Origin of the sequence: Mesorhizobium sp. B2-6-4 (assembly GCF_006441495.1) — a bacterium.
In the GTDB taxonomy this organism is placed as follows: domain Bacteria; phylum Pseudomonadota; class Alphaproteobacteria; order Rhizobiales; family Rhizobiaceae; genus Mesorhizobium.
The window spans coordinates 127,927-142,399 of sequence record NZ_VFUE01000009.1; the positions used below are offsets into that span (position 1 = coordinate 127,927).

Annotated in this window: 15 protein-coding genes and 1 pseudogene; 4 read left to right on the forward strand and 12 right to left on the reverse strand. The window is 59.8% G+C overall.

The annotated features are described in order from the left end of the window. Positions 1-102 precede the first annotated feature (102 nt). The gene (locus tag FJ426_RS14380; protein WP_140498312.1) at positions 103-828 is read right to left on the reverse strand and encodes a hypothetical protein; all 726 of its coding nucleotides are present in this window, start codon (positions 826-828) and stop codon (positions 103-105) included. A 190-nt stretch (positions 829-1,018) separates the two neighbouring features. Here FJ426_RS14380 and FJ426_RS14385 point away from each other — a divergent pair, with 190 nt between their 5' ends. Both FJ426_RS14385 and FJ426_RS14395 read left to right on the forward strand, forming a co-directional pair. Further along, the gene (locus FJ426_RS14385; RefSeq protein ID WP_140557334.1) at positions 1,019-2,473 is read left to right on the forward strand and encodes a caspase family protein; all 1,455 of its coding nucleotides are present in this window, start codon (positions 1,019-1,021) and stop codon (positions 2,471-2,473) included. A gap of 823 nt (positions 2,474-3,296) precedes the next feature. Then, positions 3,297-3,596 carry a DUF1236 domain-containing protein gene (locus FJ426_RS14395; protein WP_140498315.1) on the forward strand — a complete coding sequence of 100 codons (300 nt, stop codon included), beginning with the start codon at positions 3,297-3,299 and terminating at the stop codon, positions 3,594-3,596. Between the two features lie 167 nt (positions 3,597-3,763). Here FJ426_RS14395 and FJ426_RS14400 read toward each other — a convergent pair whose 3' ends face one another. The 8 genes from FJ426_RS14400 to FJ426_RS14435 all read right to left on the reverse strand — a co-directional run bounded on the left by FJ426_RS14400 (position 3,764) and on the right by FJ426_RS14435 (position 10,252). Beyond that, positions 3,764-4,129, reverse strand: a complete 366-nt coding sequence (locus tag FJ426_RS14400; RefSeq protein WP_140547465.1) for a hypothetical protein — start codon at positions 4,127-4,129, stop codon at positions 3,764-3,766. Positions 4,130-4,546: 417 nt separating this feature from the next. Further along, entirely contained in the window at positions 4,547-4,990 is a 444-nt protein-coding gene (locus tag FJ426_RS14405; RefSeq protein ID WP_246675543.1) for a transposase, read from the reverse strand. 88 nt (positions 4,991-5,078) lie between these two features. After that, positions 5,079-6,023 carry an agmatinase gene (gene speB / locus FJ426_RS14410; RefSeq protein ID WP_140515084.1) on the reverse strand — a complete coding sequence of 315 codons (945 nt, stop codon included), beginning with the start codon at positions 6,021-6,023 and terminating at the stop codon, positions 5,079-5,081. A gap of 61 nt (positions 6,024-6,084) precedes the next feature. Then, complete coding sequence (locus FJ426_RS14415; protein WP_140560434.1) at positions 6,085-7,095, reverse strand: agmatinase family protein; 1,011 nt, start codon at positions 7,093-7,095, stop codon at positions 6,085-6,087. 41 nt (positions 7,096-7,136) lie between these two features. After that, complete coding sequence (locus tag FJ426_RS14420; protein WP_140498319.1) at positions 7,137-7,955, reverse strand: amino acid ABC transporter ATP-binding protein; 819 nt, start codon at positions 7,953-7,955, stop codon at positions 7,137-7,139. A gap of 30 nt (positions 7,956-7,985) precedes the next feature. Further along, a complete protein-coding gene (locus FJ426_RS14425) occupies positions 7,986-8,636 on the reverse strand; it encodes an amino acid ABC transporter permease (RefSeq protein ID WP_140825237.1) in 651 nt (216 codons plus the stop codon). Positions 8,637-8,639: 3 nt separating this feature from the next. Further along, positions 8,640-9,287, reverse strand: coding sequence for an amino acid ABC transporter permease (locus FJ426_RS14430; protein ID WP_140560432.1), 648 nt, complete (start codon positions 9,285-9,287; stop codon positions 8,640-8,642). A gap of 110 nt (positions 9,288-9,397) precedes the next feature. Then, positions 9,398-10,252, reverse strand: a complete 855-nt coding sequence (locus tag FJ426_RS14435; protein ID WP_140515082.1) for a transporter substrate-binding domain-containing protein — start codon at positions 10,250-10,252, stop codon at positions 9,398-9,400. A 298-nt stretch (positions 10,253-10,550) separates the two neighbouring features. On the opposite strand from FJ426_RS14435, the gene FJ426_RS14440 reads away from it, so the two are divergent. Then, complete coding sequence (locus FJ426_RS14440) at positions 10,551-11,510, forward strand: LysR family transcriptional regulator (protein WP_140498323.1); 960 nt, start codon at positions 10,551-10,553, stop codon at positions 11,508-11,510. Positions 11,511-11,586: 76 nt separating this feature from the next. Here the strand turns inward: FJ426_RS14440 and FJ426_RS14445 are convergent, their stop codons facing one another. The 3 genes and pseudogenes from FJ426_RS14445 to FJ426_RS31820 all read right to left on the reverse strand — a co-directional run. Then, on the reverse strand, positions 11,587-12,219 hold the full coding sequence (locus FJ426_RS14445) for an urea carboxylase-associated family protein (protein ID WP_140560431.1): 633 nt from the start codon (positions 12,217-12,219) through the stop codon (positions 11,587-11,589). A 17-nt stretch (positions 12,220-12,236) separates the two neighbouring features. Next, positions 12,237-13,205, reverse strand: coding sequence for an agmatinase (gene speB, locus FJ426_RS14450; RefSeq protein WP_140560430.1), 969 nt, complete (start codon positions 13,203-13,205; stop codon positions 12,237-12,239). Between the two features lie 261 nt (positions 13,206-13,466). Then, positions 13,467-13,604, reverse strand: a pseudogene (locus FJ426_RS31820) (tyrosine-type recombinase/integrase); the annotation flags it as partial. Positions 13,605-13,701: 97 nt separating this feature from the next. Between FJ426_RS31820 and FJ426_RS14460 the strand changes: the two are divergent. Beyond that, positions 13,702-14,448 (forward strand): FCD domain-containing protein, encoded by a 747-nt coding sequence (locus FJ426_RS14460; protein WP_140560429.1) that lies wholly within the window; start codon positions 13,702-13,704, stop codon positions 14,446-14,448. Positions 14,449-14,473 lie beyond the last annotated feature (25 nt).

Here is a 14,473-nt window from a genome sequence, read left to right on the forward strand (position 1 = left end):
CGCTCGTTCTCAGGAGACTATAAGGCTATCTGTGGCGACAAGGACACTATCGTAAACTTAAATGAGCCTGTCAAAAGCAGTGGCCAAACTTCAAAGGCATCTTTAAAGATCAGAATAGGCCGCCGAAACAGTCAGATCTCCCGCATGTGCAATCTTGCGATGGTAGCTTGCCCATATTTCGCCACCACACTGCTCAACCCAGCGGTGACAGAACGAGAAATCGGTAGGGAGGTCCAGTTCCGGCGTCACAATCTTCGCAAATGGCGTCAGGAAATTCTCGAACTGAGCGGTGTACTTGCTCTTTCTGTAACGAGACCGGTCCACCGTCTCGGGTAACTTCTCGATTATGGCCGTCACGCAGTCGCGGGAGACCAGAAAGATGCCCGTGCCGCATGACGTTACCCGGACAAAGCCTTCTTGCTCTTGCCGAGGTTCGACGACGGTTCCGATGAACTCCAGGCTTTGCGCAAAGGCTTTGTCGAAGGGCAGTGTCGAGAGGGAGTGGAGTTTGCGCAGATCGATCCGGCGCCGCGGATACAGGGTGCCGACGACTTGCTTGTCCAGCGCCAGCATCGCCGCGATAAGATCAGGTGAAAAGCCCATGTCACTGTCGATCATCAGAATGTGGCTGCAATCCGGTTTATTGTAGTAGAAATTCGTGAGCAGATAGTTCCGCGAAAATGGAATATCCGTGTACTCGATTTCCGACAACGTGAAGGCGTAGTTGGACAGGCTCTTATGAGTTAAGGCCGCGAACAGGCTGCGAACGAACACGCTTTTGTAGGCGGCTCCATAAACCGGCAGCGCAAGATTGATCTTGGTCGGCATCTTGTCCTCCACAGTCCAATGACTGATCGCATACAAATCCCTTTTCCCTATCTTTGACAGGATTCTTGGTATAAATTTTGGTGACCTTCGCCGGTATGAGGGCAGGCGCTCAGGCTGATTGCGGTTGCGTCGTGGTGCGTTGGGAAGTTGCTGGACCAAGATTGAGGCAGGCCGGAGCGAGCATGCTGATATGACCCACTGCAACAGACTTCTGTTTCGTGTCCCACTGTTTCTCATTTTTCTGCTTCTTGGCTCAGCTGGTGCTCGCGCCGCGGTCGAGCCGACCGCGGCGCCGCAGCCACGCAACCGGCTAGCGATCGTCATCGGGAATTCGAACTATCAAAGCAGCCGACTTGAGCATCTCCCCAATGCCGCAAATGATGCCGCAAAGCTCTCAGAGAGCTTGAAGCGGCTAAATTTTGAGGTCCTGACGGGCACCGATCTTTCGACCCAAGATTTTTCCAGAATCTTTCGAGAAGCTGATGCAAGGCTGCCTACCGTCAGCGCAGTTTTGATTATCTACGCCGGTCATGGCGTGCAGTTGAACGGCGAAAACTACCTGCTCCCGGTCGATACGCCCGATCCTGAAAGCCTGGAAAAACTCACCGCCACGGCCATCAAGCTGAATGATGTGATCGCGCGGTTCGCGCGCCGCGACCGCCAGACGTTCATATTCCTGGACGCGTGCCGCAACAATCCGCTCGGTGCCGGTGCCGGCAATGGTCTGGCGCAAGTTGAAGTCGGTGAAAACACGTTCGTTGCCTTTGCCACCCAGCCAGGCAATGTCACGGCCGATGGCGGCGGCGAAAACAGCCCGTTCACCATTGCGCTGCTGAAGAATCTCGAGATCCCCGGGCTCAGCATTTCGGATATGATGATCCGCGTCCGCAACGAAACCGAAGCGTTGACGGTTGGCCGTCAAGTGCCGTGGGATCAATCGAACCTGCGTGAGCAGTTCTATTTCACGGAGCAACAGGTACTCGATCCGGGACAGTTGAGCGCAAGCCTTTCACGCATCCTTGCGGACCCCGCGGCAAAGAAGAGATTGCAAGTCGAGCTTGCCTCCAATGACCTGCAGACCGCCGTGCTAATCGTCGGACAGACGTTGCGGTCGGTCGAGATTCCGGCACCGTCCGCCAGTTCACCGGAGCCGGTTGGCACACAGGTCGCCAATCTGTCTCCGACCGAAAGGGTTGAGGACGCTCGCCAAAGCGTCGTCTCCGGTCTCGAAACGCTCATTGTCGGCGCATCCATGGGCGAGGCGGACAAAGACAAGACAGCCGATCTTGCGCGCAACGTTCAGACCGAACTTCGTCGCTTGGGTTGCTACCGGATGCAGATTGATGGAGATTGGGGCACGGGTTCAATCCGTGCTCTCACCGACTACTACAAGAATACCAAGCAAGTCGCGGCGACGACGGAGCCGAGCGTCGGACTGCTGGGCGATCTCTTTTTGCGCTCAGGCAGAATCTGCAAGCAGCCGGTCATCGTGAAGGCCAAGCCGGCTAAGATAGCGTCGGACGCCGCCCCTTCACGAAACGGCTCCGTACGGACGACTGCGAAACGCTCGCAGGCCGCCCCGAGACGTCCCGCGCCTCCCCCACCGGACATCAGTGGCGGCATAGGCATTGGTGGTGTGTTTTAGCGAGCCGGTCAGCAATGGGCCGCGCTCGAGTTCCAGATCAGGTGCTGCAGCCCAACAAGATGATCAAGCGTCACGGTAACGAGCGCCACGCTGGAATTCGAGGCGAAAAGCTGCGCGGATGATGAAACTGTCCGACCCCGGCCCCCGAGACGGGCGATCATATGCTGGCGTAATTATTCATTCATATTCGGTGGCTCAGTACAAGGTAGATAGCGGGGACTAACATCAACCAGCCCCCCATTCCCAACACTACCAAAATCGCCACGCGCTCGGTTCGCCTGACAAGGTCGGCAATGTTTTCCTCGTTCGTCAAAGAAACAGCGTCCAGTAGCGCAGGCGCATGATCATCGTTGTCATTTGCCGGTTGGTTTGCGTTGCCACTCTCATTGGTTCTCTGGATCGATGTCATTGTCTTTTGCTCACCAAACATACTGGAAATAGAGGGCCCGCCAGCCACCGAAGCGGCTTGCGGGCCCTATCAGCACAGGAAGGGACGTAGCTGTGCCGATCCACGACATGTCAGCCAAGGAATATGCCGATCACCAAAAATGTGACGGCTGCGGCGAAAGTTGGCGCGAGCAACCAACGCGCTTGGCCAATGCTTTTATCCATCTGCTTTCTCCGAGTCTGGAGAAGCAACTAGCCTAGCCCTAAGCCGTTCCGCCTGGTCTCAAGAGATAAGACCATTGCGTTTTGTGATCGGCCTTTGGTCTGGTCAGGATTCCGACTGAAGCCTGATCGAGGAACGTTCGGCCTGCCGACGTGTTCAGTTGCCTGGCGCACAGAAGACTTGTGCTGTCGCCGGAACAACAGGAGAAAAACCATGAGGATACACCTTACCAGCACCGCTGCCGCGCTATTGCTTTTGGCCGGCGTCGGCGCAGTTGCGGCACAGGATGTTGTCATCACACCGGAACAGGACACCGTCGTGCGCAAATACGTGAAGAAGCAACCGCTGGCTTCCGTGAACCTTCTCGGACTTGAGCTGAATGTCGGCACGGCTCTGCCGGACACGGTCGAGCTCCATGAGGTCCCCAATGTCAAATACCGGTATGTGGTGATCGACAACCGCACGGTTTTGGTGGACCCGGGCACCCGCAAGATCGTCAAAGTCTACGACTGAGACCTAGAACGAACCCGACCTCCGCCATAGCTGGCGGCGGGTTGGGTATGTCAAATCGCCATTCGGACAGTTGAGATAAACTCCTGAAGTCGAGACGTCGCAACCCCCTCGTGGCGCGCCTGGTGGATCTCTAGAACACGCGCTCAACTCGACTTGGCACAAGGTACTTACTTCCTGGTGATCCAATCCAGCAAGCCAACTTCGACCTGATCGCACCCGGCGTATTCGATTACCAGGGTCTTAGCCAGATCGCGCCATCGACATTTGGGCGCGTATGTTCCCAACACCAAATCTTTGAACACTGCCCGGAGAACATCGGCATCGAACGCTGAGATAGCGAAGGGAACCGGGTCTGCATCCTCCCAAGCTCGGGAGGTGTCATCGCCATGGCTTTGGCGCAGGCGTTTCAGAAGCTCGCGTGATGCCGCGAGCACGCGTCGGGAGTGATCAATATCGCGCGGAAATGCGGCGCGACGTGGCAGGAAGGTGGCTTCAATAGCCGCCCGCGCAATGTCTGTATGGGTATCGAGCATCGCTGCCTCCCTTAAGCAGCTATCGGGGCTGCACCTTCTTAGGTGCTGAGCTTGCGAATCTCAGTCATCAGCCCTTGCTCTCGGAGCCGAGCTGTCTTCGCATCCCGTGCCGCCCGCTCGACCTCGATCGACTCGCGCGCAACATCCGAGGTGCGCTCTTTTCTCTCGTGCCTTTTTTGTCGGTGAACCGTTGCCTTCTCCGCATCGTCGCCCCGATCTGCCGGTCCCGCGGTGTTGTCGCACAGAACGATTGTGGCCAGATGCGGGCGACCTGGCAGGTGTTTCACCTGCCGAGCCAGCAGCCGCTGCCGCTCGGGCTGCGACTGTTTTGCGAACCGTCTAAAGGGTTGGACCTCATAGCCAGGCCAATCATCCACTTTGAAATAATAGGGCGTGATCCTGCGAACCTGCGCCGCTTTACGCGGAACTCTTCGGATGGGAATTCGAGATCGGCGGATCGGTGTCGCCGCTTGTTCCCGACGCAACTATGGCTTCCTTGCCCCGCCTCCGGGGCTCAATCGGTAGCAGGGGCGTTGGAGGCGGGAGGAATTTTGATCCGGATGTAGTCCCGCTTCTCGGACGTGGTGCGCTTTTCAGAGCCCCCTTTAGAAACTCAATTTCCAAGGCTTGCCGGCCTACCAGCCGCTCCAGCGCTGCAATCCGCGCCTCATAGGTCTGCATCGTGTCGGCCGCCACCACGTCTTCGTCGAAGGAGCCGGCCTCGTATTTCTGAACCCAGATGCGGATCAGGTTACGCGGCAGTTCGTGCCGCTTGGCGAGACCATGCAGCGTCTCGCCGGACAGGAACTCCTGCACTACCTGACGTTTGAACTCGATGCTGTGCGTGCGATAAGTCACCATGGGCTTCCATCCTTCGAAAGCCCGGCTTCCAAGTCAATTCTGCTTGTTCATCCTGTCCGGTCCGAGGGGCGCACTCCACACATGGGTCTCATTTAGCCGGTATTTGCATCGTCATGACGCAGAGAAGCTCGAACAGGAGGGTGGCACCGGTTAGCGCGGTGACGCCCGAAGGATCGAGCGGCGGCGAGACTTCGACCAGATCGGCGCCGATGATGTCGACGCCGGCCAGCGCTCGGATCATCTTCTGGGCCTCGCGCGTCGTTATGCCGCCGATCTCAGGGGTGCCGGTGCCGGGGGCAAAAGACGGATCGAGCGCGTCGATGTCGAACGAGACGTAGGTCGGCGCGTCGCCGACGATCGAGCGCGCCTCGGCCATCACCGTGTCCACGCCGCGCTCCATGAATTCCTCGATGAAGATGATCCGGATGCCGGCCTCGCGGGCGAAATCGTAGTTTTCCACATCGGAGATCGCTCCTCGGATGCCGATCTGGACCATGCGCTTGGGATCGAGCAGGCCTTCCTCGACGGCGCGGCGGAACGGGGTGCCGTGATTATAGCGGTTGCCGAAGAACTCGTCATAGGTGTCGGAATGGGCATCGAAGTGAATGAGGCCGGCCGGTTCCTTGGCGATGCCGCGCAGGATGGGCAGCGTGATCAGATGATCGCCGCCGACGACTAGAGACCGGGCGCCGGAGTGGTGGACGTTTTCGAAGAAGGCGCTGATCGTGTCCAGCGAGCCGGGCAGGTCGAGCGGGTTTACAATCACGTCGCCGCAGTCGCCGGCACGCACCTGTTCGAAAGGCGAGACGCCCGTGACATGGTGGACGCGCCGCACCAGGCTGGATTGGTTGCGGATTTCGCGCGGTCCATGGCGCGCGCCCGGCCGGTTGGTGGTGCCGCCGTCGAAGGGGACGCCGATCAGCGCGATGTCGACCTGCTCGGGGGTAGCCATGGGCAGGCGCATGAAGGTTGAAGGGCCGGCAAAACGCGGAACGCTGCCGGAATCGAGTGGCTGGAAATTTGTAATGCTCATGATCTTGTGTCCTGTTGGCGCATCGGGTCGCTTGACCGCGAGGCGCACTCCGAAGGTGGTGCTATTTCTGTTGGAAGTCGGACCTGTGGGCGTCGCGCCAGGCGTTCTGCTTGCCGGCGCGCTTGGCCGCGAGGCAGAACAGGGCCTCGGCCAGCAGCCGGCCGGCCAGGACGCTGGTGGTGCCGCTGGAAGCATCGAAGTCCGGCGATACCTCCACGAGGTCGAACCCAGCAAAGCCGTCGCGGGCCACTATTCTTACGCCGCGAATGATCTCGCGCGAGGTAAGGCCGCCTGGTTCGGGGCTGTTGGTTGCAGGGGCAAAGGCTGGATCGACGCCGTCGATGTCGAGGCTGATATAGAGGCGCGCGCCGTCGGCGCTGGCGATGGCGCGTGCGCGTTCGGCAACCGTTTCGATGCCGAGGCGCTCGACTTCCTCCATGGAAAACACGGTGATGCCGAGCTTGCGGTAGAGCGGGGTCCATTCGAGCAGGTTGCGGGGGCCGCGCGCGCCGATGACAACGATGCGGCGGGGGGCCACCTTGTCGAGTTCGGCAATGCGCAGCAGGGGCGAGGCGCGGGTGAGGCGGTCGCCACCGAAGGATTCGCTGAGATCGAGATGGGTGTCGAAGACGATGAGCCCGACCGGGGTGTCGCCGGCGTCGGAGACCGCGCGTACCGCCGGATAGCTGATGCCGTGATCGCCGCCGATGGTCAGCGGCACCGCCCCGTTGACCAGCACCGCGGCAAGCCGCGCTTCGAGGCGGGCGTAGCTGGCGGCATTGTCGCCCGGCACTACATCGATGTCGCCGGCATCGGCGACGGTGATATGGGCCAGCATGTCGAGGTCCCAGTCGAAGCTGTAGCTGCCGTAAAGAAGCGAGTATTTGCGGATTTCCTGCGGGGCGCGGCGGGTCGCGCCGCCGCGAAAGGTGGCGATGCCGTCATAGGGCATGCCCACCACCACAGCGTCGGCGGAAAGACCTGCCAGATCGCGCACATAGGGAAATGCCATGAAGGGTGGCACGTCGCCATACATGCGGGGAACACCTGCCGGGCTCAAACCTTCGCTCATGGTACGGTCCTCCGTCTTGTCGTGTCGATTGTGCCGCTGCCCTACTGGCCGGCGGTGGGCTCGCTCTGGAACAGCATGTTGCGCTGTCTCCAAGTGTCGAGGAATTCACGCAAGCGCGGGCTTTGCGGATCGTTGAAGAGTTTGGCGGGCGGGCCCTGTTCGATCACCTTGCCGCGGTCCATGAAGACGACACGGTCGGCGACCTGGGCGGCAAAGCCCATCTCGTGCGTCACCACCACCATGGTAATGCCCTCGACGGCCAGTTGCTTCATGGTGTCGAGAACCTCGCCAACGAGCTGGGGATCGAGCGCCGAGGTCGGTTCGTCGAACAGGATCACATGCGGCTCCATCGCGACCGCCCGGGCGATGCCGACGCGCTGCTGCTGGCCGCCGGAAAGCTGCGAGGGGTAGCGCTCGGCGAAATCCGCGAGGCCGACCTTGGCCAGCGCACGGCGCCCGCTTTCCTTCGCCTTGGCGGCGGGAGCGCGCTTGGAAAGACGCAATCCCAGCGTCACGTTATCCAGCACTGTCATATGCGGCCATAGGTTGAAGTGCTGGAACACCATGCCGACGTTGCGGCGCACGGAATCGATGTTCTGGTCGCTTTCTCGTACCAGTCCTTCGGCACCGCGCTTGTAGCCGAGCAACCGGCCCTCGATCTCGATCTCGCCGCTCGTATATTCCTCGAGGAAGCTCGCGCAACGCAGCAACGTGCTCTTGCCCGACCCCGAGGGTCCGATGATGCAGACGACCTCGGAGAGGTTGATGTCGAGCGAGATCCCGGACAGGGCCGCGAATGTGCCGAAATCCTTGGTCAGATTCCGGATCTTGATGACGGGCTCGGTGGTTTCAGTGGCCATCGTTTATTCCCAAATTGGTGGTTGAGCGGCCTAGAACCGCACCCGGCGCTCAACATATTTGCCGAGCTGCGCGACTGCCTCGACCAGCAGCCAGTACAGTAGGGCGGCGGCGAGATAAGGTTCGATGACCGTGTAGGTCTCGTTGACGAATTGCGTCGTGTTCTTGGTCAGCTCGGCAACGGTGATGATGGACAGCACCGCGGATTCCTTGACGAGGATGATGATCTGGTTGACCATCGGTGGCGTGATCATGACCAGCATCTGCGGCAGCTTGATATGGCGGATGATCTGCGTGCCTGAGAGCCCGGCCATGCGCGCCGCCTCGATCTGGCCTTTGGAGATCGACTGGAAACCGGAGCGGAAGATTTCGGCGAAATAGGCGGCACCATAGAAGCCGAGGCCGAAAACACCCACCGCTTCGGCACTCAGCCGGAGGCCTATGCTCGGGCCGCCATAATAGAGCACGAACAGCAGGATCAGGATCGGCAGGCCGCGCATGATCTCGATATAGGCACGAACGGCCCAGCGCAGCGGCGTGAACGGCGTGCTCTCGAGGCAGGCGAGCAACAGGCCGATCGCCAGTCCGAGGGCTGTGGCAAGTGCGCAGATCCAGGCCGTCGTCGCCAGGCCGGCCAGCATCAGCGGTCCGTATTGCACCCATAGGTCGAAGAATTGCGCCATGGCTCAGGCCCTCTGCGCCAGCCGTTGCTCGGCCATGCGGCCGATCAGCGACAGAAGGAAATTGATGACGATATAGATGACGGCGGCGGTGATGTAGATTTCGAACGGGCGATAGGTGGTCGCGACGATCTGCTGGCTTACCCGCATCAGTTCCGTCACCGCGATGACGGAGACCAGCGATGAGTTTTTCAGGATGCTGATGGTCTCATTGACCAGCGACGGGATGACGAGGCGCAATATCTGGGGCACGAGTATATGCTGGCGCCCCGCCCATTTGCGTATGCCTACCATGCGCGCCGCCTCCAGTTGCCCTGGTGGAATGGCCAAAAGTCCGCCGCGAAATATCTCGGCCTGGAAGGCGATCGTGTTCAGGGTCAGCGCGAGGATGGCCGCGAGGATGGGCGCTACATTGATGCCGATGAGCGGCAGCAGATAATAGATAATCAGCAACTGCACGAGGATGGGCGTGCCGCGCCACACGCTTTGATAGATGCGCGAAAAGCAGCGCAGCCACGTCTTCTTCGAGGTGACGCCGAAGCACAGGACGAGGCCGAGCGGCATGCCGAGGATGATGGCGACGCCCGACACCAGGATGGTCATGCCCGCGCCCCAGAGCATGATGGGCAGGTTGTTCTGGATGAGGGCGAACATTGCCAAGTCGTCAGACCTTATGGACTTGAGGTCAGGCTTGCAGCCTGTGCGTTTTTAGGCAGGCGAGGCTGGAAAGCCTCGCCCTTATCCGGGCGTTGGGCGCCGACTCGTCAGCTCTTGGGTTTGGGCAGAGCGTCCGTCGGCAGTTTCATGGTGAAGCCGAACCACTTTTCCTGAAGTTTGGCCATGGTTCCATCGGCGGCAAGCTTGCGGAACTGGTCATCGATGAAGTCGGCAAGCGCCTTGCTGTCGTCGTCCTTGCGGAAGGCCCAGCTGAAATAGGTCGGGTCCCCGAACGTTGTGCGGATGGTTTCGAAGACGTCGCCGCGCTGCGTCTGCAGGTAGAGCAGATTGGGCAGGGAATTCACGACGGCATCCGTGCGCCCGGCAGCGAGATCGGCATAGGCTTCATTGAAGTCGACATAGGTCTGGATGTTGGCGATCGGCGCCAGGCCTTTTGCCTTTAAATTCTCGGAAAAAGCCTCGGTGCCCTTGAGCTGTGCCGAGCCGGCCTGCGTGCCGACATTTTTGCCGCTCAGGTCTTCGGGCGTGTTCAAGGCGGCGTCGCCTTTGCGCTTGACGTAGGAGAACGACGCGTCGGCGATTGGCAGAGACAGCCTGTAGGTATCGTAGCGCTGTTTGTTAACGGTGACGGAGGTTATGATGGCATCGAACTTCTCCGTCTGCAAACCGGGCAGCAAGCCCTGGAACGGCAGGTCGAGCCGGTTCACCTTCACGTCCGGCAGCGCCTTCATGACTTCTTCGAAGAGGTCAACTCCGTAGCCTACGATCTTGCCGTTTTCGACATATTCGAACGGCGGGTAGCGGGCCTCGGACGCGATGGTGATTTCCCCCTTTGCCTTGATCCGATCCAGAAGATCGGAGGCGGTGGCAATGCTCGCCACGGCGAGCGAGAGCGACGCGGCCAACAGCGTCGAAGTGCACAGTTTCAAAGCGGATCGCATAACTTCCTCCAGTTTCGTATGTTCCCGTTTATTATGGATTATTTGGAGTCCGAGGCTTCTGTACGCGCTCAGGAATCTCGCATGCGTGACGAGCCTTAAACCTCCAGGTCGTCAGCCGGCTGCAATGCCGGCCCGATTGTTTGCTTCCCCAGTGGCATGACGGCACGGCACCATCTGGTAGGGCAGCATGGCAGGATTGAATCTTTGATAAACATGGAAGGAATAGACTATACATCGAAGTTGACGATGTAAGGCTGATACCCAACACCGTCTGAGAGGCTCAAGGAGGAGTGTCAGAATGCGTCTGTCGGTTGCCGACATTCGTGCGCTCAGGGTTTTCCGCTCGGTGGTCGAGCATGGCGGATTTACCGGAGCACAGCTTGCTTTGGCGATGAGCCAATCGACGATCAGTTTCCAAATCAACGCGTTGGAGGAACGGCTGGGGTTTTCGCTATGCCAACGCGGCAGGCGCGGCTTCGAACTGACCGATAGGGGCACCGCGGTCTATGAATATTCCCATTCGCTGACTTCAGCGCTGTCGGCGTTCGAGATGCAACTGGGCGAACTGCGCTCCAAGGCGACGGGTGTGCTGCGCGTCGGGATCGTCGATGCCACCGTTACCGATTCAGCCCTGGGCCTCGATGACGTCATTCATCAGTTTATCAAGAAAGCCAGCGAAGTCGATCTGCGCATCACCATCGGCTCGCCTGAACAGCTTATCGCGGAAACCGCCAAGGGCGGGATCGACTTCGCGATCTCCCCCCGCATCAAATTGCTGCCCGGCTATTCGCAGACCGAGTTCCATTATGAAATCAACTCGCTCTACTGCAGCGAGCGCCACCCGCTGTTTTCCCGCAAGCTGGTGACAAAGGCTGATGTGGAAGCATCGCAGATGGTGGTGCGCCCTTATGCCAACAAGTCGGAATTGCAGCATTTCCCCAACGCGCATGTCGGCGCCTATGCTTCGAATATCGAGGCGCAGGCAATGTATATCCTGAGCGGCCACTTCGTCGGCTATCTGCCGGATCACATGACCGTCACGTTTAGACAGAACAACCGGCTTAAGGCGCTGCTTATTCCCGAGGCGCAGATCCGCTCGCCCTTCGTCATCATCGCGCCAAAGCACAAGAAAGCGTCGCTGTCGCAGAGGATTTTTTTTCAGGAACTGCGCAAAAGGGTGGGGAGTGCCGAAAAATCGGCCGGAAAAGGGCAAGCCGCCGACGCAAAAAACAAGATGCCCAAGGTACGCGGCATGTAAAAACTCCTTTATGCATTGATCCCGAAAAGCGGGAGCCGCTTTTTCGGGATCAATGGTCTGGATGCAGGGCTGCGCTTTAAAGGCGCGGCGCCTTGGCGTCGATCCGATAATGCGCTTCGGTTGGAACGCAGCCTTGACCGTTTACCGGAATGAGGTCCTGCGGGCAGGCTGAGAACGCGACGATCAAATCCATTTCCGCGCACATCGACACATAGGAGCCCGGTCCCGCCACCGGTGCCTCGAAGGTGACCGAACCGTCTTCGCCGACGGGAATGTTCATGAACAGGTTGAGCGGCGAAGGGGTTTCGGGTGGCGTGAGCCCGACCGCGCCGAGGGCCGTCGCCAGATTGTCGGTGCAGTTGTCATGGTGCCCGACATGGCCCAACTGCTGGTAGCGATAGCGGTCGCAGGCGGCGATCAGCGTATCGTGCACGCCACCCGACGTGTCCTGTATCAGGGTCAGCATCGGACGCCGCCTGTTGCTGCACAGCGTGTCGCCGTTCTTCGGGTTCACCTTGAGCATGGCTCCACGACTGTGCTCCATCGACATGAATTCCGCGATATCGTCGGCGCAGAAGGCCCAGGTGTCCACCACCTGGGTGCCGTGGGTGTTGATGACGGTGATCACCTGGCCTTGGGCAACGCGCGTCGCCACGCCCTTGCGGGCAGGAATGACGTGAACCTGACCGTTACTTGCGTTCGTTGACATCGTTGAATTCCTTTCGTTCAGCGTCCGCGCGCTCCGTGTTCGACAAAGATATAGCCGAGAAAGTTCAGGAGTACCTGTGCTGCGAGAAAGCCGGTGATGCCCGAAGGGTCGTAAGCCGGGGCCACCTCGACGAGGTCGATGCCGACGACGTCGCCGCGCTTCACAAGGCCCCGGAGCATTTCCATTACTTCATAATACAGGAAGCCGCCATGGCTAGGCGTGCCAGTGCCCGGCGCAATCGACGGATCGAAACCGTCGATGTCGATCGTCACATAGTAACGTACGCCTTCCGGAATGGTCGCCAGAACACCTTCGACGCCGAGCTTGCGCGCCTGGCGGACGGAAAGGATCGTCGAGCCGCGTTGGCGCGCATCCTCGTAACCGTCGCGGGCGGTCGAGGAGACGTTGCGGATGCCGATCTGGCTGAGGCCGCTGACATGCGACTGTTCGGCCGCGCGGCGCATCGGATTGCCGTGTCCTTCGCGCACGCCATGACGCACGTCGACAAAGTCGAGATGCGCATCGATCTGCACGATGTGAATGGGGCCATGTTCGCTGAACGCCCTGACGCAGGGAATGTTGATGGCATGGTCGCCGCCCAGAACGACGGGCAGCGCTCCGCGTTCAAGAATCTTGCGGACCGCCATTTCCGTATTCGCGTGGCTGGCCACGGTATCGGTATGCACGATATCTGCGTCGCCTATATCGACGATCCGCACCTTGTCGAGCGGCAGATAGATCTGGTCGTCCTCATGGTCGTAAGCGCCGGCATGACCGAAGGAAAACAGCGTCGAGGCCTCGCGGATGGCGCGGGGGCCGAAACGTGCACCGGAGCGGTACTGGGTCCCCATGTCGAAGGGCACACCCAGCACGGCGACATCCGCGTCGATCTGGTCCCAATCAAGGCAGATCGGCCGTTTACCGAAGGTGCTAAGCCCAACGAAGGGGAGATCGAGCCGCCCACCCTCATACCCGTGTCCAGACATCGAAACTCTCCCTTTCGGATAACCCTCACGCCATCCGGCAGCGACCTTCGATATGAGCCGAAGCGCTTAAGCTGGAGTGAAGCACGACAGGCCTGCGGTCTGTCTGCCTCGTGGCTAGCATGGTCCCGCCACTCCTATCCATCACGAGTATCGGGCGTTCATATCGATTTATCCGGAAATTGGCCGTATTAGGGTTAGAACAAGAGCAGCCCGAAATCGATGGAAGGAAGACTCCCGCTCCGCCGGTGAACGCTGTCGTTCGAGCTTGCTGTGCCCGAGCAGCACCTGGATGACGCTGATGTCGACATCCTGCTCAAGCAGGTGAGTGGCGAAGCTGTGCCGGAGAGTATGCGGGCTGAGAACGTTCTCACCGCTCCCAAAGCAATATCTCTTGTCAGCCGAGATTTGACGGCCGCGTCTCGCTATTGACGCACAGCTGAAGCAGGCCTACTGGTACATATACCGGACCACTAGACCTCTTCGGATGTAAGGACGGATGGACCTACGAGCGATTCTGACCGACGACGGGAGTGCGCTTGGCGGCGTGCCGAAGCATTCGATGAAGGACTTCGTCGTCCAGAAGATCGCGACATTCATTGCGACCGGCATTCTTGACGTGGGGGACCCGTTGCCAAGCGAGCGTGAACTTGCGCGCGCTTTGTCGGTAAGCCGCGAGACGGTGCGCGGTGCGATCCTAATCCTTTCCACAAAGGGCATCCTTTCCGTCGCCCAAGGCACGCGGACAGTGGTGGCCTCGACGGAAGTCGGGGAACTCGCGGTCCAATCGGCCCGCTATCGCGACATTTCCAGGTACAGTCTTGACGACGTGCATGAGGCGCGGTTGCTGATCGAAGATCAGGTGGCGCGGGCCGCGGCCGTCCGGGTTGAAGCCGCGACGCTCGAGACCCTGCAAAAATCGATCGAGGCGCAGGAAGCGGCGATCGACGATCCCGTTCGCTTCCTCATTTGCGATCGCGAATTTCACACGGCCATCTATCGGGCGGGCGGCAATGCCGCGCTGGCGGATATCGCCGCCGATCTCTATTCCTACCTTCTCGACCATCGGCGGCGAGCAGTCGCCCAGCCTTCAAGCATCGCAACGAGCATCGCCGATCACCGTGCCATTCTTGCGGGACTTGAGGCGCGCGATTCCGAGGCGGCCGCAAGGGCCTTCGCGGTCCACGAAACACGCATCTACACCACGACCAAGCAGCTTTTAACGCAATCCGCTCGAAAGGGATAAGAATAGGGGCGGATTGCCGGGCAAC